Origin of the sequence: Micromonospora sp. NPDC047738 (assembly GCF_040642675.1) — a bacterium.
GTDB lineage: Bacteria > Actinomycetota > Actinomycetes > Mycobacteriales > Micromonosporaceae > Micromonospora.
Genome location: NZ_JBEYSO010000026.1, coordinates 31,352 through 58,203, shown reverse-complemented (window position 1 = coordinate 58,203; position 26,852 = coordinate 31,352). Strand labels below are relative to the sequence as shown.

The following is a 26,852-nucleotide window of genomic DNA, read 5'->3' as shown; positions in this document are numbered from 1 at the left end:
CGCCAATTCGATCTATGTCTCGTATGGGTCCCAGTGAGCGGCGTAGCGCAGCAGCGAGCGGGCCAGGTCCGGGTGGGCCGCCGCCCACTGGGTGTCGAAGAGGAACCACTGGTCAAACCCGAAGAAACCGTCGATGTACCGGGCGACCTGCGCGATGTGGGGGTCGAGCCGGATCAGCGACTCGGTGGGTCGCTCCGCGAGCAGCAGTTCCAGCATTTCCCGGTGGGCTGCGTCGTGCGCGGGCACTCGGTCGAGGCTGACGGGCGATGGGGCGTATCCGGGCAGCCGGGCGTAGCGCTCGAGCGCCGGTCCGACGTCGTTCTCCCCGGGGGCGACGAGGGCCCGCAGCAGCCGTGCGTCGTGCGGCCAGCGGTGGACGCCGGGGTCATCAACGCTGCTCAGGTGGGCGGCGAGGTCCGGCAGGGTCAGGCCGGGAAAGAGTGTGGCGCCGAGCAGGTCCAGGTTCCGATGGGTATCGGGCGATGCCCAGCAGAGGCGGACGGAGAAGACGGACTCCGGCTCGGGCGGGGCCAGCCGGACGGTACGGACCGGTACGCCATGGCTGAAGACCGCGCCTGGCGCGGCCGTCGTATTGGCGGGCAGGGGCCAGGTGTCGTGCAGCAGGAACGCAAGCCGGTCGGGCGACGCGGCGGCGGCCTCATGGTCGATGAAGTAGTAGGCCAGGTCCACCTCGTCGTCATCGGTACGCACTCTCAGGGCGTGCTCGCCGAGCCGGATGAAGGTGCCCTCGTCGTCACCCTCCACCCACAGGTACTCGTTCAGCAGCGCGCGCAGTTCGTCAACGGACTCCGGCCGCGGCAGGTTCCGCTTCCTGACCTCCTCGAAGATCGACTCCAAGCCATAGACGTTGCCGCCCAACTCGCTGTCAATCCATGCGTCCGGGTCGTCGTGCTCCCAGCCGCGGCGGAACCAGTCGAGCACAGTCGCGTCAGGCAGGGTGACCACCCGCTTGCTGAACGGCGATTCCTCCCGCCAGCGGCACACGAAGTACATGCGGCTGACTCTAGGCAGGCAGTCCGACAGGATGCGTGCCGCGGCGACACGCAACCGCCGGCCCGCAGCAGGGCGGGCAGCCGCTTCGCGCGACCGAGCCGGACCGCGACGGCGCCCGCACTCGACGTCCACGGGGCGCCCCAGAACCGCCCATGAAGCCGGCCCGCTCGGCGGACTGCACGCACGGGTCGGCAGCAGATCCGTCGCACTCGACCTCGGGTAATCGGGTGTCCGCGAGACGTGCGAGTAGGGTCTGCGCATGCCGGATGACATCCGCTGCGGATTGCGCTGCACCCGGTACTTCGCAACGCTTGCCGGATGGCCGATCTTGACTTCTTCGTCGACGTTGTGGTCAGCGGTGCAGTGCTGGGCGTGGGTCTGACGGACTCACCAGGCGAGGTAGCCCGCACGCTGGGTGGGGACTTCGCGGAGGACCGGGGCCGCGCCGTGATGCGCCGTGACTACGGCTTGGTGGAGTTCTCCTGGGCGCGGCACCCCGGATCCGACTCCTGGCAGGCGACCGGCTTCATCGTGCAGGCGCATCGCCTGGCAAGTATCACCGTCATCGAGGCGTTCGTGGATCGGTACGGACCGTTCGGCCGGCAGCTGCCGTTCATGCGGTTGACCGCCGAGTTGGACCGCCTTGGCTACCACCTGCGGGAAATCACTGACCAGGCCGATGCGGACTACCGGCGGTACTGGCTTGCCGAGTCGCGGATATCCCTCCTCGTGGCCATCACCGGGTACCTGGGGCTGTTCGATGCCGGTGACGTCTGGTCGATCAGCGCGCCCCATCCGCCCGAGCGGGTGGCTGCCAGGAGGCTCGGCGGACAACGCCAGGCCGTCAAGGACGGGCTGGCCCACCTACTCCAACTCGATGAGCATCTGCGCCGGCAGTGGCTGGACCGCCGCCAGCCGGCGCCGCGCGAGCGAGCCAACTGGTGGCTGTACCTGCTGCTGGTCATCGACCAGCAGCTGCGGGACCTGTCGGGCCGGCGGACGGACTGGGCGGAGTTGAAGCTCTGGCTGCTACGGCAGGGACAAGCCCGGGCCGTGTTCAACGAAGCCGACAGCGCTGAGAAGCTGGCGTACTTCGCGGCGGACCTGCGCCGCTCGGGGGTCGAGCTGGCGGCGCTGCCGTCGGCTGACGACATCGTCCGGGCCTGCCTGGACGCGATCCCAGTCGGGCTGCACGAGGTGGCGACGCTCGCCGACCGGCGAGACCTGGGCGGACTTGACCGCACGCAGATGCGCCACTCTCGGCAGGCGAAGAATCTGGTCAGCGCAGCCCAGTGGCACCTGGACGGAGTCCAGGACACGCACCTCGCCGCCCAGGTCCGTGAGTTGATCGATATCAAGCCACGTCTCGTGTAGCAGCCGGCCTCACCCCAAACAAGCAGACGCACGCCCTCGGCCGATACATGCCCATCGGGTACGGCAACCCACTACGCCGGGCACGACCAACGCGACGACAGGGGCAGATGGGTACTTCGTCGCGGGATCGCGCGCGGGCGAGCAGGCGTTAGAGTCGCGCCATGGTGACCTTCCGGGTCGACGAGGTGGCCCCCGCAGCCGAGGGCCTGCCTACCCGGCCGCTGGGCGAACTGTTCGGGGACGCGCTGGTGTTCGGCGGTGATCCGGCGTTGCCGGTGCTCGTGCCAGATGGGGTGCATCCGCTGCTCGACGCTGTCGGGCGGGCGTTCGCCGACCACCGCCCGTTGGTGTTGTCCCCCGACGCGGTGTGGTTGACCATCGCGCAGGGTGTCGCCCAGCACATCCGGCTGCACGCCGAGCAGCTGCGCCCCCGTTTGGTGGGCCACGCCGGCCGCAAGCGGCTCACCGTGACCGTCGACGGGTCGATGCCGCAGGACGCGGCTTCCTGGCAGGACGTGGTGGAGTCATTCCACAAGCTGCTGGCCGCCGAGATCAGCGACGCTGACGTGTTCGAGTGTGACTTCTCCACCAGCACGGAGGTTGACCGGCTCGCGGGACGAGTTGTCTTGCTCGACGCCTACTCGCCGTACTTCTCGCTGTGGCTGGTGTGCGTGTGCGGCATCCCGTCGATCACGTTGACCGGCACTGTGGAGGACTGGCAGAAGATCCGCGCCCGGGTGGACGTGATCGCCGGGTTCGGGCTGGAGACGTGGTGCCGGTCGCTCGCACCGATCGCCGACCAGTTCGTCCGAGCAGCGTCCGGCGAGGTGGACGTGGCGTTCTGGCGGCGGATCTACAACCCCGTCGACGCGTACGGCGGTGAGGTGGTCACCGGCTGGGCCGCGCGCCTGTACCCGTACCTTCGTGGTGAGGGGGTGGTGGACCAGCCGAATCCGCTGCTGGAGTTGCCCATCGACGAGCCGCGCGACGCGGCCGTTGACGGCCGCGGCTTCTACCGGGGTGTCGGCATCCGCACCGATCAGGTGCCCGCGACGTTGTCGCGGGTGACCGTCAACGTCAACGATCTGGTGGTGGGCGACAACCGGGCGGTGGCCCTGCACGCCGGCTTGGTCGGCGTCGCGCCGGACGACGACGGCGGACTGCGGCCGGTGGCCGGCTGGTACCTCGCGCCGGCGGCGGTGGAGATCGACGACGTGATCGACCGAATCGTCCGCGACCACGAGACCACGCCGCCGCAGCCCACGTTCATATTCGACGCGCCCGCCGAGGTCGTGGCGCTCTACCGGCGCATCGGCTCCGCGACGCTGTTCCACACGTGGCGGCTGCTGCCGGTGGCCGAGCACCGCCGCGTTTATCGAGGCTACGAGGACCGGTCGCTCTTGACGATCATTGACCTTGCCGATGGCCGGAGCGTCTGCGCGGCCCTCGACAACGAAACGCAGTCGACCCTCTGGGTCCTCTGCCGCGTCGAGGAGGTGGCGGCCGCACGGTCCGACGAGTTCGACGGCCGCTTCCGCCTGGTCGACGAGCCCGCCGACGTCCCGGTGTATGGCACCTCGCTCGCGCAGCTGCTCGACGCCGCACTCGACTCCGATGGCGACATCGCCCACCTGGAAACCGGTCGGCTCGATCAGCTGGACCGACCCACGGTTATTCCATGACACGCCGCCCGCAACTCGGCACGACGGCGGCTACGCCAGGCCCAGGTTCCGTGGCACATTGCGAACCCACTCGCCGGTGCCCGGCTCCTCCAGGTCATATGCGGCCGCGATGCGCGAAATGGCTGCGCCGAAGTTGCGCCGCTCCTCGTCGCTCATCTCGCTGAGCCGGTAGGCGATCTCTTCCAGCGCGTTGGTAGCCATGTACGCCTGCGAGTCAAGCTCGAGGAAGGCCTCGAGGGCTGCGATAGCTGACAACAGCGCGCCAACGACCTGGTCCATATCGCTCATCGCGCCTTCATACCCGACCGCACTCGCCGTGCGAGGCGGAGGGCGCCGCGACGGGTGCATTCGTCCGCGAACGGCCCGCCGGCCGGGATGCTTAGAACGCCTGCTCCCGGCGGGCCTACGATTTCGGACGCACCGCCTCGCGCCGCTCCTCCCGGCGAAGCAGGGCGGTGGAGAGGACGGCAGCGGCCACGCATAAGCCCCCCGGTACCGAAAGAATGACTCGCTGCCCCTGCGCCTTCAAGGGCAGGTATTGGGCCTTACTGATGACCGTCCACTGACCATGGATTTGCGCGGCGTACGTTCCGGCACCCCACTCCTGCACACTCGGGCTGCCCATGGAGAGAGCTCCGACCACCCAGAAGCCGACGAACAGCAGCCAGCTCGCGATGAGCAACCGGCCTGACATCGTTTCGCGCAACAGACGCCACAACCAGTAGCCGCCCGCTGAAACCCTGCCGGTCTCCCTGATCTGTAGACGTTCGGCTGCGATGACTGGGACGCCAAGGACCGGCAGCGCCAGCAGGAATGCCGACATCACGATGGGTGTGGGCAGCGGGATTCCTCCCAGCAGCGCCGATGCTGCCAGCAGGCCCGCGCACCAGACGATCTCGGCCAGCGCAATCCGACGAGCCCACCTCATGGCGGGAAGCTACAGCAGGTGGACAACTTCGCGCACAGCCAGGCGCGCGGGCTCGGCCGATGGAGTTGTGGCAGATGGACATCGTCGGCGGGATCATGCTCGCCGACGGCACCGAGGCCAAGGTCGTCACCGGGGTGGACGATCATCCTCGGTTCTGTGTCATCGCCCAGGTCGTCAGGCGGGCCACCGGCCGAGCCGTCTGCCTGGCCTTCGCCGCCGCCCTGCAACGGTTCGGGGTGCCCGAGGAAGTCCTGACCGATAACGGCAAGCAGTTCACCGACCGGTTCGGCAAGAGGTAGGGCAGCTCGAAGTCGTACGGCTCGCCGATGTTCTCCTGGATGCCGCCGTCGGGCGACAGGCTCAGCGATCTGATCAGCTCGCCGTCTTCCCAGACCGCGAAACCGAGCCAGTCCACGACCGAGTGCATCCCGTGCATGATGATCCGCCTGCCCGCTCCCGCTTGACGCAGGTGTTCCGGTAGCTCAGACGGGCGGTCAAGGACGAGCCGCCGGTCGCAGTACAGCTCGGCCTCGGCCAGCTTCGTGGCGTACGTGAGGTCATCTGGCGGATAGATGTCCTCGAACAGTGTGCCGTCGCGGCGGGCTCGACGTCGTAGCCCGGGTGGAGCCGGCGCACCAGCATCTCGGTCTCGGCTCGCTGTGCTCGGGTGGTGCCACGCAACGCGGGGCGGATATCTCTATCGGCGGATGCCAGCAGGGCTGTCTTCGCGCCCACGTCGCTCCTCCAGGTCCTCGGCTTCCGGCAAGCGGCCGCACACTACCTGGCTACGAGCATCCGAGTCGGCCCTCCTCGTACGTTGTCTCGCCGTGGCCGGTCGCCCGCCGTTTGGCTCTTGGCGGGCGGCTGGCCATGTGCTGGGGCTAGCTACCGCACGAGCTGATCAGCCCGGTGATCGCGGTGGCGGCCGTAGCGAGGGCCGCGATGAGCGCGGCCAGCTCGCCGATCGTCGGTTTGCAGCGAGTCGAATCGCTGGAATTCTCCTCGCGGGAACTACCAGACCTCCAAACGGTCGTTAGTCTCATCGTCTTGCGTCTCTCCCTCCGCTGAGGCTGGGCGCAGGCCAGGGGCGGCACTCGCGGATCAGGCAGGGTGCCGCCCCTTTCTGCACGGGCTGTCGTCGCCCGGGATCGTTGTGCGCCTGCCCTCAGCCCAGGAGCCCGGCCGTGCCGCTGGAGAAGGTCTGCCGAAAAATCCCGCGGCCCGATGTCGAACGGGGCGCCGCCAGGTTCGACCCCTGGGCAGAGACGCGCCGGCCGGGTCATCGGCGGGCCGACGGAGACCAGGGAGTGGATCGATGACGAAGGTTACGACCGGGGCGACCATGTCGTTGGACGGCTACATCGCCGACGCGTCGCACGGTGGGTTCGAGTACCTCTTCCAGTGGTACAACAACGGCGACGTCGAGACGTCGACGGCCACACCCGGTATGACGCTGCGCACCTCGGCGGCGAGCGCGAAACACCTGCGCGACCTGACCGAACGGACCGGGGCGCTGGTGGTCGGCCGACGGCTGTTCGACATGACCCACGGCTGGGGCGGCCGGCACCCGATGGACGTACCCGTGGTCGTCGTCACGCACACCGTCCCCGACGGCTGGGAGCGCGAGAGCGACTCGTTCGTGTTCGTCACCGACGGCATCGAGCACGCGATCGACACCGCCAAGGCCATCGCCGGCGACAAGGAGGTCGGCGTGAACGGCGGCACCATCGCCGCGCAGGTCCTCGAGGCCGGCCTGCTCGACGAGGTCCATGTCGACCTCGTCCCGGTCCTGCTCGGCGACGGCATCCCCTTCTTCGCCGGCCTGAAGATCACCCCCGTCCAACTGGACGGGCCCACGAGTGTCATCGAGGGCAACGGCGTCACCCACCTCGCCTACCGCGTACGACAGGCTGGCTGACCCCCGCCGATCCGGCGGTCCCCGCACGCAGCCCTCGCACTCCTCGCCACCCGTGCGGCGGGCACCGCCGGAGACGGTGAGGGTGCAGGCTGGTCCGCTTCCAATTGCGCGGCTTTCTCGGAGACCGGCGGGGTCTATGATCTGGACAAGGCGACCGCTGAAGTGCTCGACGAGCTGTATCACGGCACCTGGTTCAACGAGTCGCGTCGGCGCGAGAGCATCCTCGTGCGCGCGGCTCTCGGCGGCAGGCTGGTCCACGCCTGCCAGGGCGCTCCCAACATGTCTGGCAGCTGCGTCGTGTCCTTCGGCACCGAGGTAGAAACGATGCGCCGCGAGCTGGCCGGCATGCGCACGCCCTGGATCGAGCGGACCTTGTCCCCCGCTGACCTGACAGAACCGGTGGCCGCGCGCAGCCTCCCCCGCGCCGCGCGGCCACCCCGGGGGAAACATCCGAGGAGTGGCGATGGGGATAGCCAGGGACACCAGCGGCCGGGTCGTGACGGTCCGGGACATGCTCGACGGCATCAGCACCTCGCTGAAGTACACCAACTACCAGCTCGACACCGCCGGGATCGGTCACGAACCCCACCCGTGGAACTGGACCGAGTCCGCCGGCCACTTCCGCAGCATCGTCACCAAAGAAGCCGAACTCGCCGAACACATCGCCCGCACCATCGACCGCTGGGTCAAGGCGAACGCGGACACCGACGCCGCGAACCTGGCCGCGATGCACGCCGCCTCCAAGGACCTCAAGGCCGCTGCCCGCAGCCTTGTCAACCTCGGAAAGAAGATGCGCGACGTGCAGGCCTGCCTCGACGTCACCCAGTCGTAGTCCCATGCGCACCCGCATCTTCAGGGTGATCAACCGGCACGCGTGGGACCGCCAAGAACTGTGCGGACGTGGGTCATGATGTCGATCGTGCAGATCGAGCTTGTCACGGGTGATATCACCGCCGAGCGGGTGGATGCGATCGTCAATGCGGCGAACTCCTCGCTGCTGGGGGGTGGAGGGGTAGACGGCGCGATCCACCGCAAGGGCGGCTCCGCGATTCTGGACGAATGCCGTGCCTTGCGGGCCAGCCGATACGGCCGAGGCCTGCCGGTCGGGCAGGCCGTGGCGACAACCGCCGGCCGCCTCCCGGCTCGCTGGGTCATCCACACCGTAGGGCCGGTGTGGAGCGCCACCGAAGACCGCTCGCCATCGTTGCGCCGCTGCTATCACAACTCGCTCATTGTTGCGGCCGAACTCGGCGCGAAGTCGGTCGCATTCCCGCTGATCTCATCCGGCGTGTACCGCTGGCCGAAGCAGGACGCCGTCATCCAGGCGTTGACCGCGCTGCAGGCGTCGCCGCAGGCCATTGAGCTCGTGCGTCTGGTCCTCTTCGACGACGACACCCGGCAGACCGCCGAACGGGCCAAGCAGACCCTGCACGATCCGGCCACCCCACCGCCGCCGAGCCATGAACCCAACCAACGTTGACTGGGCTGCAAGCCGAGCGGATCACGGCATGAGAGGTAACCTCGGGGCCGTGCGGGGTGAGAGCACGGGGCCCGGCTACCAGTACCTCAGAAACGCTCCGGCCGCGACCGGTGACGGCTCGGCTGCTCGATCGGTTCTGGCAGAACCTACGGCGGCGCGTCGGCTGGTGCGTCCAGTACGCCGGCTGCGTCGAGCCCCAACGGCGCCTCGCCCCACACGCCCACTTGGCCATCCCCTTCAGCTTGACCCCCTCGGGCATCGTGTGGTCCTTGACCACGACGATCCGACTTCCGAGGAACTCGTGGGTGGCCGGGTCGAGTAGGATGTCCAGGTGCTGCCAGCCGTCTTGCATGCCGACGGCGATCGCCGGGCGTCCGTCGAAGTCGACCGGCTCGGTGGACTGGGTGACACCCGGGATCAGGGCCAGTACCCGAAACAGCGCCGCCTTCACCTTGGACGGAAGGACGTTGTTGCGCAGCATCGAGTCGATCACGGCGTACGTGACGGAGTCGCGTTGGGCGTTGTCGTCGATGCCGGGCCCGGCAGGCCCGCCCCGTCGTGAGGCGCTGGGCGATGCCCTCAAGGCTGTCATGGTTGCACGGTGCCCTGTGGCCTGAGTGCCGGCCGGGGCCAAGCGATGCTGAGCCCCGGCCGGTACTAGGCAGGTTATTTACTGGTCGTCGCGGTCGAGCTTGATCTTGTATATGCCGCGGCCGTAGGTGGCCGCGAAGAGGGTGTTGGTGCTTTGGTGCAGGTGGATGGCGTTGACGGCAGCGCGTGGCAGGCCACGTCCGACGCGGTACCACTTGATGTCGGGGTTCTTGCTCTTGGCCTTGGCCACGTTCGCGGTGTATACGCCGAGGTCAATGGCGACGATGATGCGGTTGGGGTTGAGCGGGTCGACGACCACATCCTGAGCCGGTGCCATCGGCAGGTTGCCGCTGATGTCCGTCCAGTGAGCGCCGCCGTCGATCGTGCGCAGCACCTGTGCGGTGTTGTCCGCGTTACGCAGGCCGGAGTACGTCACGTAGGCGACGGCGGCATTCTTCGGGTCGACGGCCACGCGGGTGACCCATCGGTTCGGCAGTGCCGGGTCGGTGAACCGGGTCCAGGTCGCGCCGCCGTCCTTGGTTCCCCACAGCCAGCCGTCGTCAGTCCCGGCGTAGATGACATTCGGGTCGGTCTTGGCGGTTGCCACCGTGGTGAGTGCGCCGTACGGGTACGCCGGGTCGGTGCCGGAGCTGGGTTGCTCAGGCTTGGGCTGATCGCGGTGAAGTTCACCGCGCGGTTGAGTGACCGGTTCAGGATGTTGCCGCCGTAGTAGACGGTGGATGGCGTGCTCGAGTCGAGCACCACCGGAGTCTGCCAGTTGCGGCGGTTGGCGGTGGTGGCGTTCGTGAAGCTGCTGCTGTTGTTGCCGCCGTTCACCGAGCGAGAGCAGACGCCGAACTGCGAGCAGGCGTAGACGAAGTTGTGGTTGCTCGGGTCGATGACGGTGTACAGGCCGTCACCGCAACCGCCGTACGATCCCCACGCGCCGGTCACCACGCCGGATGAGTTCCACGATCGCAGGCAGCCATTATCCTGAGCTCCGCCGACAATGCGGTCGATCGACTGTTCGCTGACGTCAACCGAGTAGAACTGAGTCCACGGTTGATTCTGGGCCTTGGTCCAGGTGCCGTTTGCGCCGTTGCTGGCCGACCGGTAGAACCCGCCGTCGTTACCCTGGTACGCCAGGTTGGCGGTGTTCGGGTCCCAGGCCATGGCGTGGTCGGCGTGCAGGCTGGTGACGTTGGACCAGGTCGAGCCGGCGTTGGCGGACACCCGCAGATCGACACCGGCGATGAACAACCGGTCGGCGTTTCCCGGATCGACCCAGATCTTCGACGTCCAGACGGTGTCGCCGCCGGCGTTGGCGTTGCTCATGGTCTGGAACGTCGCCCCGCCGTCGTTCGAGCGGTAAAAGCCGCGGAATCCGCGCTGAGTCTGGCCGCCGCCCGACGCGGCTTGCGACCAGTTTCCGGTCGTGACGTACACCCGGTTGGGGTTGTTCGGCGCGATAGCGACCGCCATCCTGGCCTGGGCGGTGGTCGTCGTGCTGGTGCTCGAGGCGAAGCCGACGCTGTCACCCGGCGTGAACGCGGTGATCCGGTTGTTCTCCAGCCGCGTCCAGTTCGACCCGCCATCGGTGGTGAGGTACAGGCCGGTGCCCGGCCCGGCGTAGCAGCGGCACAGCGACTCACGGTGGTGGTCCCACATCGGCACGAACAGCTTGTCCGGGTTGCTGGGGTCCATGGCGATGTCGGTGGCGCCGGTGTAGTCGTTCACGCCAGCGAGCACCCGGGTCCAGGTCGCGCCGTAGTCGGTCGACTTGTAGAGGCCGCGGATCCCTCCGGACGCGAACAGCGAACCGCCGGCGGCCACGTAGACGACGTTCGGGTCTTGCGGGTTGAACCGAATGGCGCCGATGGTGCTGGAACCGGCCAGCCCAACCCGCTTCCAGGTCGCGCCGTGGTCGGTCGACCGGTAGAGGCCGTCGCCGCCGTAGCTGAGGCTGCCGCCGCCGGGGTTGACCTCACCCGTGCCGACCCAGATGTCTCCGTTGGGCGCGACCGTCACCGCCCCGATGGCCTGCGGATAGTCGTCCGGCCACGTCTTGATCATCGACGCGCCACCGTCAACGCTCTTCCACAGGCCGGCCGTCGCGACCGCGACGTACACGGTGCCGGGAGTCGTCTTGTCCGGGGCGATGTCGGTCACCCGGCCGCCTACGTTGGACGGGCCGACGAACGCCCAGTCGGGGTCGACCAGGCCGTGCAGTTCGCTGGGAATGGCTGCCGCCTGTTGGGCGGCCAACTCCAGGTCCCCGCTGGTGATTACGTCTCCGGGAACCTGGCGCGCGTCCAGGTAGGTGTCGCGAAGCTCGGACTCGTCCTCTTCCTCGTCCTCATCGTCGCAGTTGTGGTCGAAATCGGGATCGTCGGCGTCGCAGGCTGGGATGTCGTACTCGTCATCGTCGATGGCGATGACCGGTTGCGATGCGTTTGCGGCAGCCGCGCCGGTTGTGTTCACACCCCAGTCCACACCGAGCGCCACCGTGTGACCGGCGCGGCGGGCCTCCGGCACTGGGTGGCTGTATGCCAAATCGGCGTACACCGTGTCGCCTGCGACACGCAGGGTCGGCAAGTGCAACGCCGCGCCCGGGGGAACCGTGGGCGGCAGGATGATCGGGCACTCGACCCACGTCCAGTCTCGATACGCTCGGGGATCTGGGCGGGTGGGCAACTGCAAGCGGAGCAAAACCCTGCCCGGGTTGGTCTCGCTGCGTTCGATGGTTGCCTGCTGCTTGTCACACGCGGCCAGCAGCAGCATCCGCGGAACCTTCGGAACCCTTTCGAGCTCGAACACGTCCACCGGCAGCCGCCCATGCGCGGCACGGAACCTGACGACCTGTCGGGTTCGGCCTTTGATGAGGCTGGATGGCAGATGCCCGCCGCCAGGGATCGACGCCCGAACGTGTTCCCACTCGGCGTGGGTGCGATGACGTGGTTCGGCCGGCCAGGTCGCCAGGACACCGGCGGTCACGTCGGCCCGCCATATCACCGAGCGAAGAGCACGCCCCGCCTGTTCCTGCGCCATCCGCGCGATCCGGTCATTGACCTTCACGCCCGCAGGCGTGGAGGCGGTCCAGCCCAGGCGCCGCAGCGCCATCCACGCGTTCGATGGAAGCTTCCGGCCACCAGCGTCCACGCCGCAGGCGAGCACCTCCACATCCGCGGTGTTCCAGTGCCCGCTGATCAGCGCACCCACCATGCCCGCCACCAGGTCGGCACACCAGCCGACCCGTTGCACAAGCACCCCCTGGGGCAGGACCTCGCCGGTCTCCTCGCGCCTCGACATCGATCGAGGAAAACCGACGCTCACGGCCCACCCACGTCACCGGAATCTTCCCCGAATCAGCCCACAGACGAAGCGTCACCGGGTGAACACCAAGACGCTTCGCGGCCTTCGCAAGCCGAAGAAGTTCCACACGATCATCCTATGACCAATGAGGATTCTTAATCAAATTGGTCAGCCTAAATCAGCGAACGTCTATAGTTTTCGTGTGACATTTCGCAGTTCGATAAATCGAGGCTAAGCTTTGCGCCTCATGCCCGTGTGGGTGCCGGGCATGGACGGTGTGACCGCCGGCGAAGGTACGCCCGTACGTCGATGCAGCATGGTCCTCGTGAATGGTGCCAGCGGGCCCCAGGACGACAGCCGACACCATCCGGGCGGGGAGCAACGAAACCTGACCATTTCGGTCTTCTCTGGGAGGTCACGCCGGACCACTCGCCCTCAGCGTCTGCGTCCATTGCCACGCACCGAGTGGTGACCGTGGGAGAACGGTGCCGCCGCAGCCAGGCCGGCGGCTCCCTTGTTACCACGCCAGGCGAACTAGGAACGGTCGCCGTAAGTGTCAGAGGAGCCTCGGCTGCGCCGAGGCTCCTCTGACATCTCATCGACAGCGGTTTCAGGCCGCGCAGGTGATCGGCGGGAGGCCCTTCGACTGGAGCATCTGGTTGAAGGTGGGCACGTCGGCCGCGACGATCTCGTCGAGCCGGTCGAGTTGCTTCTGAAGTTGGCCGGACAGCTCCGCCAGGACCTCGTGGCTCTGGTCCGTCGGCGGGCTCTGGGTGCTTTCGATGACGCCGCGCAGCGCTGCGAGCTTGTTGTTCAGCTTGATCGGGAAGTTGAGCGGGTCCTGTCCGCTGCGCAGGCGGGTCTGGTACAGCTCGTTCTCCACAGCGGACAGGGCGTCCTGGAGCCGGCGCCCGGCCGCCGTGACGGCGTCGTCGCCCGCTCGCTGGATCCGGTCGGCGATCTGTCCGGAGCAGTCACGAATCGCGATGACGCCGTTGTTCGCGTCGCTGGTGCGATCGACGGCTTCCTTCGCCAGTTTGAACTGTGCGACCAGATCGGCGTCGCTGACCTGGGTGAGCCGCGAGTCCCGCAGGATCTCGAAGCTCTGGTCCAGCGACTGCCCGTTCACGGTGAGCCGGACACCGTGCGTCCCGACTGGCGCGAGCGCACCGGTCGAGTTCGCCGACCAGTAGATGAGACCGGGGAAGCTCGTCGAACCCGGATACCGCAGGTTCCAGTTCTGGGTCCGGGTGCCCCCGGTGGTCGGCAGGTTGACGGTCTGGATCACTGCTCCCTGGGCGTCGAGGAACGACATCGTGGCCGACTCGACGGGTTGTTTGATCGTGTAGCTGACCGTGGCGTTGCTGCTCACCCCGCGGACCGGGTTGTTCGGGTCCTTGAGGATCGCCAGGTCGTTCTCCCGGTCCGGCGCGGTGTTCGTCGGCGGGATCACCGCGGGGGGCGGGCTCACCGACGGCAGCGGCGTCACCGGCGGCACCGTCTGCGCGAAGTCGGCGATGTCGCCCGGCGTCGTCTTCGTGGTCAGCCGGCGCAGCAGCGTGGCGCCGTCGTCGAGCACCCAGAAGCTGCGGCCGTGGGTGGCGATCACCAGGTCGCCGTCCTTCACCGTGAGGTCGGTCACCGGGACGTCCGGCAGGTTGAGCGACAAGGGTTGCCAGTTGTCCCCGTCGTTGAACGACACGTACACGCCGTGCTCGGCCGCGGCGTACAGCAGTCCCTTGCGCTCGGGGTCCTCCCGCACGGCGTAGATCCAGTCGTTGTCGGCGATGCCGTTCGTGATCTTTTCCCAGGTGGCTCCATAGGAATGCGTGCGGTAGATGTACGGTCGGAAGTCGTCGAGCCGGTAGCGGTGGGCGGACACGTACGCCGTGTCGGTGTTGTGGTGCCCGGCGTCGATCATGCTGACGGTGCTGTACTTCTCGAGCCCTCGTGGCGTGACGTTGCGCCACGCCTCCGGCCGCGGCTTGGGGCCACCGCCCTGTCGGGTGACGTGGACCAGGCCGTCGTCGGAGCCGGCCCAGATGACGTTGGGGTCACGCGTGGACGGCGCGATGGAGAAGACCGTGGCGTAGTACTCGACGCTGGTCTGGTCCTTGGTGATCGGGCCGCCGGAGTCACCGAGGGTTTCCGGGTCGGCGTAGGTGAGGTCCGGGCTGATCCGCTGCCAGTTCTGCCCGCCGTTGGCGCTCTTGTAGACGTACTGGGAACCCACGAACACCGCGTCCGGCTCCGCGGGGTTCGTCATGATCGGGTACGTCCATTGGAACCGCTCCTTGATGTCCTTGGCTGGAGAGCCCATGGGGTTGTCCGGCCAGACGTCGATGCGGCGCGAGCCGATCCCGCTGAGGCCGCTGCGGTCGAGTCGGGTGAGGTTTCCGCCGTAGTTGCCGGCGTAGAAGATGTTGGAGTCCCGGGGGTCCACGGCGACGTAGCTGCTCTCGCCGCCGCCGACGGTGAAGTTGCCGGTGCCTCCGGTGCTGGACACGCAGACGGTGGACCGGTCCTGCTGGGCGCCGCACACGAGGTAGGGGTCGTTGTTCGTGGTGGTGACGTGGTACATCTGGGCCGTCTGGTAGTCCTGATCGGTCCAGTTGGCTCCGCCGTTGGTGGAGACGTTCGCGCCGCCATCGTTGGCCTCGATCATCCTGCGGTTGTTGTTCGGGTCGATCCACAGGTCGTGGTTGTCGCCGTGCGGCGTGGAGATCGTCTGCCAGGTGGCGCCGGCGTCGTCGGAGCGGTAGAGGGAGGTGTTGAGGGCGTAGACCCGGTCGCGGTTCACGGGGTCGGCGTAGATGCGGTTGTAGTAGAACGCCCGCTGGCGTCGGTTCGCGTTGTCGTCGACAAGTTGCCAGGTGGCGCCGGCGTCGTCGGACCGGTACACGCCGCCATTGGCGGCCTCGATGATGGCGTAGACCCGGTTGGCGTCGGCACCGGAGACGGTCACGCCGATCTTGCCCAGCGGACCGTCCGGCAGGCCCGGTTTGTTGGTCAGCTCGGTCCAGGTGCTTCCGCCGTCGGTGGACTTGAACAGGCCACTCGAGTCCCCGCCGCTGTTGAGCAGCCACGGCTTGCGGTAGGCGTGCCACAGTGCGGCGTACATCACCTGCGGGTTTGACAGGTCGATCGACAGGTCCACCGCGCCGGTGAGGTCGTCGCGGTAGAGGGTCCGCTGCCAGGTTGCGCCACCATCGGTGGAGCGGAAAACGCCGCGCTCGGTGTTGGGGCCGAACCCGTGGCCGAGCGCGGCGACGAAGACCCGGTCACAGTTGTCCGGATCCACCCGGACGCGGCCGATCATGTGGGCGTCGGAGAGGCCCATGTGCTTCCACGTGGCGCCTGCGTCGGTGCTCTTGTAGACACCGTCACCAGGCAGGACGTTGCCCCGGAACTCGACCTCGCCCATGCCGATGTAGACGATGTCGGGATTGGTCGGGCAGACCTCGATCGCACCGACCGAGGAACTCGTGATCTGGCCGTCAGTGACCGGGGACCAGTTCGTGCCGCCGTCGGTGGCTTTCCACAAACCGCCACCCGTGGCGCCGAAGTAGTACTCGTTCGGACGGGCGGTGCTGCCCGCCACGGCGATCGATCGGCCACCCGTTGTCGGACCGATGTTGCGCCACTGCAGCGACTCATAGAGGGCAGGGTCGACGAGCTTCTTACCCGACGCGGCAGCCGGGCCGGCCGCGGTGGCTCCGAGCCCCGTGACACCCAGCAACAGTGCGAGGAACGCCGCGATGGCTCGCCGGGGCCGCAGTCCCCCACGGGCGCGTAATGGTTCGGGTGGACTTCCTGCTCTCTGATCTGCGGATTCGGTCATGACCACTTCCTTTCCGCGTGCCTAGTAAGCCCAGCAAAAAGGCTAGGCCGGGCAAGACATCGACCACATTGATCAAGTGACGGAATGTCCGGTTGATCTATCGATGCACATGTAGGAGTGGATCGGCTCCCGCCGCCGCAATTCGGCTGACTGAAGGAGCTCCATAGGAGCGCGCCGACCATGCACGGTCGTACCGATGCGCGGGGACGGCGGTGAGGATCGGGACGGCCGCCCTACGGGCCAGGACCGCGACGCGCGTGGCCAGCCCCGGCAGAGGTGGGCTGATGACGCGGAGATCGGTAACTCCTGCCGAGCCAATCAGCAATACGACCAAGGATGCGAGCCGAACGGACCCTTCGGGTGACCGTTCGGGTCCGGTTCGCAGCCGGACCCCGGCGAAGGCATGCCATCAGCGGGCTTCTCTCGATCCAATTCGATGACTAGCGTCCGACATGGACTGGCGCTAATGACGGCGCCGGTGGACCCATCCGGAAAGGATCAGACATGGTCGTTGGGCAACGTCGGCGGGGTGGTGTGAGGCGTGCCGCGGTCGCCGGGTTCGCGGCGCTGGTCACGGTGGCGGCGGGTGTTCCGGCATACGCGGACGATCGGCCGGTCAAGCGCCCGAAGCCGGTGGCCGGGGTGCACGCCGGGCAGGCGGGGATCAAGACATTCGCCTCTCAGGAGGCGGCGGCGCGGATGGCGCCGTACGGGGCGGTGGCGGCGGGCGAGTACAGCGACGCCCTGGCCGACCTGAAGGGTCTACGCGGCACGGACTCGCGCTGGTACGAGGTGACCGACAAGGCGTACGACGCCGACGACCCGAACTACCGCGACCCGGAGTTCTCCAACTCCGGCGGCGGCGCCGGGGTGGTGGCGGGCCGGGTCACCGGCCTGGCGGCCGGGAACGGCTGGACGTTCGCCGGTGGCGCGAACGGGGGCGTGTTCCGCAAGAAGCTCGGCAACGGCGGGACGTGGCAGCCGATCTCCGACGGCATCCTCGCCCTGTCTACCGGTGACCTCGTCTACGACGCCAAGGCCGACACGCTCTGGTACGCGACGGGTGAGGCGAACACCGGCGCCACCAGCTACGCCGGTGCCGGGGTGTACCGGCTGCGGAAGGCCAGCACCGCGCGCGGCTTTTCCCAGGCGGACCGGGTCGGCGGGGATGAGCTGGAGTCGCGCAGCATCAACCAGCTGAAGTTCGACGGCGCCGGGTGGGTGTACGCGGCGACCAGCCGTGGCCTGTGGCGGCACTCGACCGACCCGACGCGGCACAATGAACGGTGGCAGCTGCTGTTCCTGCCCAACCCCGCCTCCGACACGGACATCACCAGGCCGTACGACAACATCATCAACGACGTGCTCATCCAGCCCGGCACGCACGGCAAGACCGTGCTGATCAACGCCGCGTGGCGTTCGGGCGCGGCCTACAACGGCTACTACCTGTCCACCAGTGGCGGCCAGCCGGGCAGCTTCACCCGGGTCACCCTGACCGGCGACATCAACAACGCCGACGTCGGCAACGCCGAGTTCGCCACCTCGGCCGACGGCGAACACCTCTACCTGGTGCAGTCGAGCCCGGCCGGGCTCGCCGCCGGCGCGAGCGCCCTGGCCGGTGTCTACCACTCCACCAACGGCGTGCTCGGCCCGTGGACCCGCATCGCGGACTCCGTCAAGTTGGAGAACTCCGGATCGGCGATCGGCGCCTTCATGGATTACCCGCCGGGTGTGCAGGCCTGGTACAACAACTTCGTCGAGGTCGACCCGACCAACCCCCGGCACGTCTACGTCGGGCTCGAGGAGGTCTACGAGACCGAAGACGCCGGCGCGACGTGGAAGACGATCGGCCCGTACTGGAACTTCGGGTTCCCCTGCTACGACCCGTCGATCCCGTCGGGCGGCTGCCCGTCCACCACGCACGCCGACCAGCACTCCATCGCCATCTCCGGCGGCACCGTCCTGGTCGGTAACGACGGCGGTGTCTACTCCCGGCCGCTCGCCCCGGCGGCCAGCAAGGAGGACTCGGCCGGGCACGCCACCGACTGGACCAACCACAACGCCACCCTGCGCACGCTGCAGTACTACTCGGTCGGCACCGGGCGTGACCCGAACGGTCGCGGCTGGGCCGTGGCGGGCGGCCTGCAGGACAACGGCGGGTCGCTGCTGCGCGGCGGGGCGCGGAAGATGGTCAGCCCGTTCGGCGGCGACGGGGGCGACATCATCGTCAACCCGCGCAACGGCTGCCAGATCCTCGACGAGTACGTCTTCCTGGCGTTGTGGCTGACCACCAACTGCGGGCAGAGCGACGGCTCCACCAGGGCGATCTTCGACGTCACCGTGCCGGACATCAACGCCCGCTTCACCGCGCCGTTCCGCGCGATCCGCGGCTCGAAGAACGTCCGCGACGGGGCGAGCGAGCGGTGGGTGGCCGGCGGCAACTCCTTCTGGCGGCACGACCTGGCGTTCGCCTACACCCCGGCGGAGGCCGCCGCCGACGACGCCAACGGCTGGCAGCCGCTCTACACGCTGGACAGCACCGGCGCCCGGCTCATCGTCGGCATGGACGCCGTCGCCGACCCGGCCGCACCGGCGGACCCCGCCAAGGACACCTACCTGGCGGCCTGGTGTGGCCAGGCCAACTGCAACAGCGCCGGCTTCACCCGGGGCGTGGCCACCAACTGGGGCGGCAGCTGGACCGAGCTCGACATGACCGGCCTGCCCAACCGCTACCCCAACGCGGTGACCTTCGACCCGAACGACCCCACCAACTCCACCATCTACCTCGTGTTCAACGGCTTCAACCGGCGCTTCATCGAGGGACCGGGCGCCGGCGTCAAGCACGTCTACCGGGGCCAGCTCACCAAGACCGCCACCGGCGTCTCGGTCGCCTGGACGGACCTGTCCGTCGGGTTCCCGGACGTGCCCGCCACGGACGTGGTCGTGGTCGGCGACAAGCTCGTCGTCGGCACCGACCTCGGCGTCCTCGTCGCCGACCGACGCGCCACCCCCGATCGCATCACCTGGCGGCGCGTCGGCGCGAACTCCGGCGCCTCCAAGTACGCCCTGCCGCTGACCGCCGTGTTCGACCTGCACGTCAGCGGCGACGGCAACCTCTACGCCGCCACCCACGGGCGCGGCATCTGGAAGACGCCGCTGAAGTCGCTGTAACGACGGCATCGGACAGGCCCGCCCGACCCGGTCGGGCGGGCCTGTCGCCGCCCGGAACCGCTCCTGCGGGCGTACCGTCAGAACACTATGACCCGCGCGCGGACCCTGCTCACCGCGGCCGTCGTGACCACCACGCTCACGGTCGCCGGCTGCGCCGACGGCCGCGCCCCGAGCAGCGGGTCTGCCTCGACTGCGGTCGCAACCTCGAGCACCGCCACCGCGTCACCCGCCGCGACGCCCGCGGGCGCACCGACTCAGCAGGCGAGCCGGCCATCGACTCCCGGCTTCAGCGAGGCGCCCCGATCAGACAGCACGAGGAAGGCCGAGCCGACGAACCCGCCTGTCGATGACCGGACCGGCGATCTCTTCCCCGGGCGCCGGACCATCACCGGCACTGTCGGACGCACGGGCGAGTGGATTCTGCTCCGCACCGACAACGCCACCTGGGCGCTGCTCGGGAGGCGGGCCGAAACCCTCCGCCCGGGCAGCACGGCGACCGTCACCGGGACTACCGCCCAGTGCCCCACCGGCTGCCCTGCCGATCACGCGCTTTCCGTGTACAGCGCGCGCTGATCACCCTGGTTACTGACGAATGTCACCTCCCGCACCACGCTGCAGACGTGATCCACCGGGCCGGCCCGCGGCCGAATTGGGTCTCTCCAACAAGATCCACCATGTGGCGCGCGCTGGTGGAACAAAAAGCTGGGCCGGCTGACCCGGCGCGACGTATGGCTCGCCCGCGAGGTCTGGTGGCATGTCGTCGCCAGGTCAGGCGACTCCGAGACAGGCAAGGTGCTCCGCTGGGAGTTCGGCACGTTCTCGACATCTCACACCGCTCCCCTGCCCTTTCGCCATCCTCTTGCGGACTGGATGCGGACCGCCCCTCCTGAACGTCTGTGGCCGATTGCGCGGCTACGGGACAGGCGACCTGGGCCTACGATCCTGCGCATGAACGCGTCGCGAGTCCGCCTGCTTACCTGCATGGTCATCCCGCTCCTGACGGCCTGCGGCCCCGAGCCCTCCGAGGCCATGCCGATGACTTACACCTGCTGTGAGGCCCTGGACGTCGACAAGCCGTACCAGCCTGGCCAGACCTTGACCGTGGATTGGACTGTCGAGTCCCCGGAGGAACCGGGCGGAACCCCACCGCAGGTCGAGTTGGCCGCACTCCTGACGGGTCCGTTCGCCACCGTAGGTGACCTCAAAGCCGCGACAGAAGGCACCAGCACCCCAACCGTTCCGGGGCTAGTCACCTTCGCGGCCGCACCGGTCCGACCATCCGGTATGCCCGACGAACGACCCGTCAGCACCATCGTGATCGGTCCCGACGCCAAGCCGGGCTACTACAACCTGGTCACCTCCGTGGCCGACGGCGGCAACACAGTGAGCGGGGCCAGCATCATCCAGGTAGCGCCCAAGCCTTGAGCGTCAGGGCTTGCGTCCACCGCGTGCGTCAGGTGACCTGACCGGCCTGGGGATTAGAAGAAGATCGCGGATGGCCGGTCGGGCAGCGGCTCCCCTGGTCAGCCCGTCCGTGGTTGTCGGGCAGCGTCGGTGCCTGCGGAACGTCTTGGCTGTATGGATGGCTGTACAGTCGCTGGCCGTGAGCGGAGACGTGGTTTTGCTTCTTGGTACCGCCGAGTCGGACGGTTCACCCTCACTGGAGCGGATCGCGCCAGAGGCCGCACGGGTGCTCGACCTCAAAGACTTGAGAACCGGCGACCATCGGTATGTCATTGGCGACGGGGAGGATTTCAAGGTTTGGCTCAGCTTCCACCCCGAAGACGAGGAGCCGCACCTCAGTCACCCCATTTGGGTAGACGTGGCGACAGAGAAGGGCGCCGAGTACGAGGTCGGCAGGAGGTTGTTCCAGAGGCTGGCAGACAGCGGACGCTTCCGTGTGGTGCTGTTCCTGGACTGGGACTGCGACCGGTCGACGCACTTTTCGTGCCGGGACTGGTGACTTGGCGGTACTGCTACTGCTAGGGGCGAGTGCGGCGGATCTCCTCGTCGGGCAGTCGTAGACCGTCCAGCCGCCCAGGAAGGGGACAAGGTGGAGCGCCCTAGCAGACGAGTCTCAATGGGGTTGTCAAGCGCCGATGTGGGCGCGGGCGGCTTAGGTAGTGTGGACACAGACGCAAGTTGCTCGGCAGTGACCTGGCTCGACCTGCGTCGCCACGCTGGCTGTCACGTCCAGGAGCTGACCGCCGTTGACCGTCGTAGCCCATCCCAACGGGCACGCAACGGGCACGGCGACCGTGGGATTACGAGATCAAAATGCCTAACCCGCCGACCTGGTCGCATGGGTCGCTAGCAGCGGAAACAACTCCCGCCATCTCACACCACTCCCCCGCCATCCGCCGAACTCTTGCGGATGGCCCCCTGTGTCAGCACGTACTGGCTCAACTGACTGGGATGTGGAGGCCAAATGGGAACATTGCTTGACCTGGCCCGGACGCTGGCATCGGATCAGTTCGGCGAGCAGGGCCTGGCCGAGGTCAGAAACATCGAGCAGGAGTTCGTCGAGGTGGTCACATTCGCACCGGCGGATGAAATCGTCGCCGTGCTCCATACCGTGATCGACGAGAATTGGATAGGCCTACCGGTGTGGGCGCGCAATCTCGCGTACCGGATGGCCTGTCTACAGAGGCCGGACGACGTGGCTCTGCTGAGAGAAGCGGCGACGGATCTGCGAAATTTCGGTCCCGACTGGAATGAAATCGCCGCAGCGTTGAAGGAAAGAGCGGAGTCGCTGGAGAAGAATCAGGATTGAGAATGGCGACGCGCCCCGGTGCTCATGCTGGAGCGCGATCCGGATCGGCCGCCTACGCCTACCGCCCGCACACTCACTGGAAATCCTCTCCGGTTGCCGTGGGATCGGCGCCGCCCAACGCCGCCCGTAACCTCTTGCGCGCCCGATGGAGCCGAGACCGGACGGTGCCAGCGGGAATCTCCAGCGCACGGGCGACCTCCTCGCAGGGTCAGGTCCGCCCAGGCGATCAGGAGCACCACCTCCCGGTCTGCTGGCGCTATCTCCCCCAGCGCCGCCCACTACGCGGCAGATCAGCTCGTCATCGTGTGGCCGTCAGTCCTGGATCGCCATGTCCACGATGAGGCCGCCAGCGAAGCGGTAGACGTGCGTCACCACTTGATCGGCGATCACAGCGCCTTGCCGGGTACGCACCACCTGATGCGCGGTGACGGTGACCCGACCGTCGTCCTCGGTATGGAATGCCGTGGGCACCACGACGGGGTCGATCGCTGCCCACTGGCGCCGCCAATAGGCGCGGACCTGATCGTGGCCTCGTACGCTGCCACCCTCCCATCCGGTCGGCCACGACACGTCAGGCGCGAGCGCTGCCAGCACCGCAGCAACGTCCCGTCGGTTGAAAGCCGCGTAGAGCGACCAGAGCTGCTCCTGTTGATCCGCTGGCTCTGGGGATCCCATGCTGCGAGTTTCACGGCACTGGTCGATCGCCACCAGGCTGATCTGCCGGCAGCAGAACACCCGCTCGTCGGCATGGGCATGCGTCGAACAGGCGGAATCCGCTGCAGGCAGCGTGACGGTGCGGCGAGAAGCTGGCGCGCGTGCTCTGTGCGGGGGCGCTCGTCTGGCTTGCCAGCCGACGCCTGGACCTCGGCTCGTCTCGACTGCTTGACATCCTCCCGGCCCTGAAGGGGCCGGGATTCCCACGGTTGCCCGTGAGGTTTCCTGTTTCATTGCCGACTGCCTGTCCGGGAGGATTTTCCCTTGAGGTCTTCTGTCAGCTCCGCAGGCGTTTTACCTCTCCGCCAGCCCGGCGGCGAGGATGTTCTTGGCAGCGTTGATGTCCCGGTCGTGCTCGGCCTTGCAGCCGGGGCACGTCCAGGAGCGGTCGTTGAGGGCGAGGGTGGTGTTGATCCGCCCGCACCCGGAGCAGGTTTTGGACGTGGGCAGCCACCGGTCGACGGGGATCACCTGGCGCCCGTACCACTGGGCTTTGTACTCCAGCATGCTGCGGAACTGGCCCCAGCCTGCGTCGGAGATGACACGGGCAAGACGGCGGTTGCGGAGCATGTTGCGCACGCTGAGGTCTTCGATCGCGACCGTTTGAGTCTCACGGACGAGTCGAGTGGTCAGCTTGTGCAGGTGGTCCCGACGCCGGTCGGCGATACGGGCATGGATCCGGGCCACCGCGAGCCGGGCTTTGGCCCGGTTGTTGGAGCCCTTCTGTTTGCGGGCCAGGTTCCGCTGCGCCTTGGCCAGCTTGCGCCGGTCGGTCTGCCCGTACCGCGGGTTGGCCACCTTGCCCTGCTCGTCGCTGATTCCGGGGATCGGGTGGGACAGGGTGAGCAGACTGGTGATGCCCGCGTCCACACCGACCACGGCCGCGACCGGCGGCAGCGTCTTCACGGTCGGGTCCTCGATCAGGATGGATACGAACCAGCGGCCGGCGGCGTCGCGGGACACCGTGACGGTCGACGGCTGCGCCCCTTCGGGCAGGGGCCGCGACCACACGATGTGCAGCGGGGTGTTCATCTTGGCCAGGGTGAGCTGACCGTCACGCCAGCGGAACGCGGAGCGGGTGTATTCGGCCGACGCCCGGGACTTGCGCTTGGACTTGAACCGCGGGTACCGGGCCCGCTTGTCCCAGAACGCCATAAACCCGGCCTGCAAGTGCCGCAGCGTCTGCTGCAACGGCACCGACGACACCTCGTTCAGGAACGCCAACTCCTGCGTGCGTTTCCACTCGGTCAGCCACCCCGACGACTGCACATAGGTGGTGCGCTGGCGGTCGACCGCCCACGCCCGAGTGCGTGCTTCCAACGCCCGGTTGTACACCACACGCACGCACCCGAAGGTGCGGTTCAACTGCCCAGCCTGTTCAGGAGACGGGTAGAAGCGGTACTTGTACGCCCGCTTCACCACCTCACCCACGCCTCACATTTTACCGTCCATGTAAGACACTCATCGCAAGGGAGGGGCGACGTTTCCTCCCGGCCGTAAACGGCCGGGTTTCCACGCCGCAAATCCGATGAAACAGGGCCTACGAGGCTCCCTCGCTTCCCAGTTGGCACTAGCACCAATAGGTTTCCTGTGCCAACCTAATTGGCATGACCACTGATGCGGTACCGCCCGCCGGCGATCCCCGCCGGCTGCTGTCCGACATGCGCGCCCTCGCCCGCCGGGTGCGTCTTGACCAGCGGGTGACCTGGGTCGCGCTGCTGGTGCTGGCCGTGGTGACGTTCGCGGCGATCCCGTTCGACTGGTACTCCCTCAACGTCGACTGCGCGTCCGCGAGCGCGTGGATCGAGGACGCGAACGGCGGCTCCATGTGTCACATCACGGGTCGGGGCGCGATGTTCTACTGGCCGCTGGCGCTGCTGCTGGCGTACACGGCGATCGCCGTGTACGCCGTGCGGGTCGCCCGGGCGAGGGGGGTAGGCGTCCGGGTGCTGCCGTACGCGATCACCGGCGCCGCCCTGACCGTCGTCCTGTTCATCGGCGCGTGGCTACTGGTGCGCATGTACTTCGCCAGCCATCCGGTGCCGACGCACCCGTTCCCGTACTGGGTGATGCTGCTGGACCGTGTGGTCGCACCATGGGGCGCAATGGGGGTCGCGCTGCTGGTGCTGGCCCGGCTGGAGCGCAACGTCGCGCTGCTCCTGTTCACCGTCGGATACCTGGCGGTGGTCCTGGTGCCGATCAACTTCGGCTGGCATCCCTCCTGGGGATACCGGGGGATCCTAGGGGGGTTCCTGCCTCAGCAGATCATCAACGGCACCGTGCTGCTGCTGGGCGCAGTCGGCTTCGCGGTGGCCCGCCGGTGGCGCCGGTGACCGCCGAGAACGGGACCCCGGACCCGCACGAGCCGCCCGGCCACCCGGTCGCCGGGCTGGACGAGGTGGTGCACCAGCGGGTCCGGCTGGGGATCCTCGCCATCGCGCACGAGGCGCGCCGGGTCGAGTTCGGCTACCTACGCACCCAGCTGGACCTGACCGCCGGGAACCTCTCCAAGCATCTGAGCGTGCTGGAGACGGCCGGCCTCGTCGAAATCGAGAAGGGCTACGCCGGCCGGCGCGGCCGCACCTGGATCACGCTCACCGCCGCCGGCAGCACCGCGCTCGCCGAGGAGATCGAACGACTGAAACTGCTCATCACGCGGCTCGAGACCACCGACACCCCGGAGGACCGATGACCACCGCACTGACCCGTCGACACCTGCTCACCACCGCGCTCGCCACCGGGGTCGCCGTGCCGCTCGGCACCGGCCGCGGGTGGACGGCCCCGGCGCAGGCCGCGCCTGGCCCGGCACGGCTTACCCTGCCCCCACCCACGGGGCCGCACCGTGTCGGCACCGTGTCGCTGCACCTCGTCGACACATCCCGACCGGATCCCGTCGCCGGCCCAGGGCACCACCGCGAACTGATGGCCAACGTCTGGTACCCCGCCACCCGCGACGTTCGGCGTCATCCGGTGGCCCCATGGATGCCCGCCGCGACGATGCGCGCGCTGCTCGTGTCCGCCGGGTTCGACGCCGATGCCGCGGCGGCGCCCCTCACGGCCGGCCACGAGGGAGCTCCGGCACTCCGGATACCCGGCCGGCTGCCCGTAATCGTGTTCTCCCACGGCAACGACGGTCACCGTTCCGAGGCCACCATCGTGGTCCAGGAACTCGCCAGCCACGGCTACGTCGTGGTCACCGTGGACCACACGTACGACGCGTTCAGCGAATTCGCCGACGGCCGGCTCACCGTCCCCGTCGACGGCCTGTCGTTCACGCCATGGGACCACGCCCACGACATCCGGTTCGTCCTCGACCGCATCGAGGACCTCGCCGCCGGCCGCAACCCCGACGTCGAGCACCGTCCGCTGCCGGCCGACCTGGGCGCCGCGCTCGACCTGCGTCGCATCGGCATGTTCGGCTGGTCGAAGGGCGCGACCGCGACCGCCCTCGTCATGAACGAGGACCGGCGGGTGCGGGCCGGGCTCGGCTTCGACGGCCCCATGCAATCGGTGCCACCGATCACGGACCTCGACCGGCCGTTCATGCTGATGACCGCGGAGTTCACCCGGGCCGCCGAGCCGAGCGTCGCCCAGTTCTGGTCACACCTGCGCGGATGGCGGCTCAACGTGCACGCCGACGGCGCGCTCCACGCGGCGTACTGCGACCACCAGTGGCTGATCCCGCAACTGGCAACGATCATCGGGATGAGCGACGAGGACCTCGCCAGTTGGGTCGGCGCCCTCGACCCGGCCCGGGCGGTGCGGATCCAGCAGGCGTACCCGCTCGCGTTCTTCGACCTGCACCTGCGCCACCAGCGGCAGCGCCTGCTCGAAGGCCCGAACCCGGCCTTCCCCGAGGTGCGGTTCATTCCCTGACCCACTCTGAGCTGATGGCAAGGCTGCTGCTGGTCACGCACATGCGAGTAGCGGACCCGTTCGAAGCCACGCCGGGCGCGCCCGCCAGATTGCATGGTGGGCGCGATGTACCTCGTGCGCTCAGCGCAACGCTGTCCGCATGCGGCTGGTGGCGTCCGAAGCCCGGGAGCGGTTCATC

The 26,852-nt window shown here is 68.2% G+C and carries 21 protein-coding genes and 3 pseudogenes; 14 read left to right on the top strand and 10 right to left on the bottom strand.

Annotated features, from left to right (window positions below):
* Positions 1-12 precede the first annotated feature (12 nt).
* Positions 13-1,014 (bottom strand): hypothetical protein, encoded by a 1,002-nt coding sequence (locus tag ABZ783_RS29455; protein ID WP_357443777.1) that lies wholly within the window; start codon positions 1,012-1,014, stop codon positions 13-15.
* Positions 1,015-1,332: 318 nt separating this feature from the next.
* Between ABZ783_RS29455 and ABZ783_RS29450 the strand changes: the two genes are divergently transcribed.
* Both ABZ783_RS29450 and ABZ783_RS29445 read left to right on the top strand, forming a co-directional pair.
* Complete coding sequence (locus tag ABZ783_RS29450) at positions 1,333-2,388, top strand: hypothetical protein (protein WP_357443775.1); 1,056 nt, start codon at positions 1,333-1,335, stop codon at positions 2,386-2,388.
* A gap of 161 nt (positions 2,389-2,549) precedes the next feature.
* Positions 2,550-4,070 (top strand): DUF4419 domain-containing protein, encoded by a 1,521-nt coding sequence (locus tag ABZ783_RS29445; protein ID WP_357443773.1) that lies wholly within the window; start codon positions 2,550-2,552, stop codon positions 4,068-4,070.
* A 30-nt stretch (positions 4,071-4,100) separates the two neighbouring features.
* Here the strand turns inward: ABZ783_RS29445 and ABZ783_RS29440 are convergent, their stop codons facing one another.
* Positions 4,101-4,358: a hypothetical protein gene (locus ABZ783_RS29440; protein ID WP_357443771.1), complete on the bottom strand. Its 258-nt coding sequence runs from the start codon at positions 4,356-4,358 to the stop codon at positions 4,101-4,103.
* A 115-nt stretch (positions 4,359-4,473) separates the two neighbouring features.
* Complete coding sequence (locus ABZ783_RS29435) at positions 4,474-4,998, bottom strand: hypothetical protein (protein ID WP_357443850.1); 525 nt, start codon at positions 4,996-4,998, stop codon at positions 4,474-4,476.
* A gap of 56 nt (positions 4,999-5,054) precedes the next feature.
* Here ABZ783_RS29435 and ABZ783_RS29430 point away from each other — a divergent pair.
* The 5 genes and pseudogenes from ABZ783_RS29430 to ABZ783_RS29410 form a co-directional block, all read left to right on the top strand.
* Positions 5,055-5,285, top strand: a pseudogene (locus ABZ783_RS29430) (DDE-type integrase/transposase/recombinase); the annotation flags it as partial.
* 1,028 nt (positions 5,286-6,313) lie between these two features.
* Positions 6,314-6,916 carry a dihydrofolate reductase family protein gene (locus tag ABZ783_RS29425; protein WP_357443769.1) on the top strand — a complete coding sequence of 201 codons (603 nt, stop codon included), beginning with the start codon at positions 6,314-6,316 and terminating at the stop codon, positions 6,914-6,916.
* Between the two features lie 463 nt (positions 6,917-7,379).
* Entirely contained in the window at positions 7,380-7,748 is a 369-nt protein-coding gene (locus ABZ783_RS29420) for a hypothetical protein (protein WP_357443767.1), read from the top strand.
* Positions 7,749-7,835: 87 nt separating this feature from the next.
* Complete coding sequence (locus ABZ783_RS29415) at positions 7,836-8,396, top strand: O-acetyl-ADP-ribose deacetylase (RefSeq protein ID WP_357443846.1); 561 nt, start codon at positions 7,836-7,838, stop codon at positions 8,394-8,396.
* A 119-nt stretch (positions 8,397-8,515) separates the two neighbouring features.
* Positions 8,516-8,629: pseudogene (locus ABZ783_RS29410) on the top strand (replication initiator); the annotation flags it as partial.
* Positions 8,630-9,066: 437 nt separating this feature from the next.
* On the opposite strand, the gene ABZ783_RS29405 reads toward ABZ783_RS29410, so the two are convergent.
* From ABZ783_RS29405 to ABZ783_RS29390, 4 genes are all read right to left on the bottom strand, one after another.
* On the bottom strand, positions 9,067-9,459 hold the full coding sequence (locus ABZ783_RS29405; RefSeq protein WP_357443765.1) for a hypothetical protein: 393 nt from the start codon (positions 9,457-9,459) through the stop codon (positions 9,067-9,069).
* Positions 9,420-12,167, bottom strand: a complete 2,748-nt coding sequence (locus ABZ783_RS29400; protein WP_357443763.1) for a hypothetical protein — start codon at positions 12,165-12,167, stop codon at positions 9,420-9,422. Before ABZ783_RS29400 ends, ABZ783_RS29405 begins: the two co-directional genes overlap by 40 nt.
* A complete protein-coding gene (locus ABZ783_RS29395) occupies positions 12,049-12,426 on the bottom strand; it encodes a helix-turn-helix domain-containing protein (RefSeq protein WP_357443761.1) in 378 nt (125 codons plus the stop codon). Before ABZ783_RS29395 ends, ABZ783_RS29400 begins: the two co-directional genes overlap by 119 nt.
* Positions 12,427-12,909: 483 nt before the next feature.
* Positions 12,910-16,038: a YCF48-related protein gene (locus ABZ783_RS29390; protein ID WP_357443759.1), complete on the bottom strand. Its 3,129-nt coding sequence runs from the start codon at positions 16,036-16,038 to the stop codon at positions 12,910-12,912.
* A gap of 606 nt (positions 16,039-16,644) precedes the next feature.
* Between ABZ783_RS29390 and ABZ783_RS29385 the strand changes: the two genes are divergently transcribed.
* The 4 genes from ABZ783_RS29385 to ABZ783_RS29370 all read left to right on the top strand — a co-directional run bounded on the left by ABZ783_RS29385 (position 16,645) and on the right by ABZ783_RS29370 (position 22,084).
* On the top strand, positions 16,645-19,311 hold the full coding sequence (locus ABZ783_RS29385; RefSeq protein ID WP_357443757.1) for a glycosyl hydrolase: 2,667 nt from the start codon (positions 16,645-16,647) through the stop codon (positions 19,309-19,311).
* A gap of 948 nt (positions 19,312-20,259) precedes the next feature.
* Positions 20,260-20,736 carry a hypothetical protein gene (locus ABZ783_RS29380; RefSeq protein WP_357443755.1) on the top strand — a complete coding sequence of 159 codons (477 nt, stop codon included), beginning with the start codon at positions 20,260-20,262 and terminating at the stop codon, positions 20,734-20,736.
* Positions 20,737-20,914: 178 nt separating this feature from the next.
* Positions 20,915-21,274 carry a hypothetical protein gene (locus tag ABZ783_RS29375; protein ID WP_357443753.1) on the top strand — a complete coding sequence of 120 codons (360 nt, stop codon included), beginning with the start codon at positions 20,915-20,917 and terminating at the stop codon, positions 21,272-21,274.
* Between the two features lie 465 nt (positions 21,275-21,739).
* The gene (locus ABZ783_RS29370) at positions 21,740-22,084 is read left to right on the top strand and encodes a hypothetical protein (protein ID WP_357443751.1); all 345 of its coding nucleotides are present in this window, start codon (positions 21,740-21,742) and stop codon (positions 22,082-22,084) included.
* A gap of 73 nt (positions 22,085-22,157) precedes the next feature.
* Here the strand turns inward: ABZ783_RS29370 and ABZ783_RS29365 are convergent.
* The 3 genes and pseudogenes from ABZ783_RS29365 to ABZ783_RS29355 form a co-directional block, all read right to left on the bottom strand.
* A pseudogene (locus ABZ783_RS29365) lies at positions 22,158-22,356 on the bottom strand (sigma factor-like helix-turn-helix DNA-binding protein); the annotation flags it as partial.
* A 40-nt stretch (positions 22,357-22,396) separates the two neighbouring features.
* On the bottom strand, positions 22,397-22,792 hold the full coding sequence (locus ABZ783_RS29360; protein ID WP_357443749.1) for a nuclear transport factor 2 family protein: 396 nt from the start codon (positions 22,790-22,792) through the stop codon (positions 22,397-22,399).
* Between the two features lie 300 nt (positions 22,793-23,092).
* Positions 23,093-24,229, bottom strand: a complete 1,137-nt coding sequence (locus ABZ783_RS29355; protein WP_357443747.1) for an RNA-guided endonuclease TnpB family protein — start codon at positions 24,227-24,229, stop codon at positions 23,093-23,095.
* A gap of 176 nt (positions 24,230-24,405) precedes the next feature.
* Here ABZ783_RS29355 and ABZ783_RS29350 point away from each other — a divergent pair, with 176 nt between their 5' ends.
* The 3 genes from ABZ783_RS29350 to ABZ783_RS29340 are packed head-to-tail and all read left to right on the top strand — an operon-like array spanning position 24,406 to position 26,674.
* Positions 24,406-25,131, top strand: coding sequence for a hypothetical protein (locus ABZ783_RS29350; RefSeq protein ID WP_357443745.1), 726 nt, complete (start codon positions 24,406-24,408; stop codon positions 25,129-25,131).
* Entirely contained in the window at positions 25,128-25,490 is a 363-nt protein-coding gene (locus tag ABZ783_RS29345; RefSeq protein WP_357443743.1) for a transcriptional regulator, read from the top strand. The genes ABZ783_RS29350 and ABZ783_RS29345 overlap by 4 nt, the downstream gene beginning before the upstream one ends.
* Positions 25,487-26,674, top strand: a complete 1,188-nt coding sequence (locus ABZ783_RS29340) for an acetylhydrolase (RefSeq protein ID WP_357443741.1) — start codon at positions 25,487-25,489, stop codon at positions 26,672-26,674. The genes ABZ783_RS29345 and ABZ783_RS29340 overlap by 4 nt, the downstream gene beginning before the upstream one ends.
* The last annotated feature ends 178 nt before the right edge of the window (positions 26,675-26,852 follow it).

Bases quoted from the DNA above. Each gene is read 5' to 3' on its own strand.
- ABZ783_RS29455 (WP_357443777.1), bottom strand. From the start codon at position 1,014: ATGTACTTCGTGTGCCGCTGGCGGGAGGAATCGCCGTTCAGCAAGCGG.
- ABZ783_RS29450 (WP_357443775.1), top strand. From the start codon at position 1,333: ATGGCCGATCTTGACTTCTTCGTCGACGTTGTGGTCAGCGGTGCAGTG.
- ABZ783_RS29445 (WP_357443773.1), top strand. From the start codon at position 2,550: ATGGTGACCTTCCGGGTCGACGAGGTGGCCCCCGCAGCCGAGGGCCTG.
- ABZ783_RS29440 (WP_357443771.1), bottom strand. From the start codon at position 4,358: ATGAGCGATATGGACCAGGTCGTTGGCGCGCTGTTGTCAGCTATCGCA.
- ABZ783_RS29435 (WP_357443850.1), bottom strand. From the start codon at position 4,998: ATGAGGTGGGCTCGTCGGATTGCGCTGGCCGAGATCGTCTGGTGCGCG.
- ABZ783_RS29425 (WP_357443769.1), top strand. From the start codon at position 6,314: ATGACGAAGGTTACGACCGGGGCGACCATGTCGTTGGACGGCTACATC.
- ABZ783_RS29420 (WP_357443767.1), top strand. From the start codon at position 7,380: ATGGGGATAGCCAGGGACACCAGCGGCCGGGTCGTGACGGTCCGGGAC.
- ABZ783_RS29385 (WP_357443757.1), top strand. From the start codon at position 16,645: ATGGTCGTTGGGCAACGTCGGCGGGGTGGTGTGAGGCGTGCCGCGGTC.
- ABZ783_RS29380 (WP_357443755.1), top strand. From the start codon at position 20,260: ATGAACGCGTCGCGAGTCCGCCTGCTTACCTGCATGGTCATCCCGCTC.
- ABZ783_RS29370 (WP_357443751.1), top strand. From the start codon at position 21,740: ATGGGAACATTGCTTGACCTGGCCCGGACGCTGGCATCGGATCAGTTC.
- ABZ783_RS29350 (WP_357443745.1), top strand. From the start codon at position 24,406: ATGACCACTGATGCGGTACCGCCCGCCGGCGATCCCCGCCGGCTGCTG.
- ABZ783_RS29340 (WP_357443741.1), top strand. From the start codon at position 25,487: ATGACCACCGCACTGACCCGTCGACACCTGCTCACCACCGCGCTCGCC.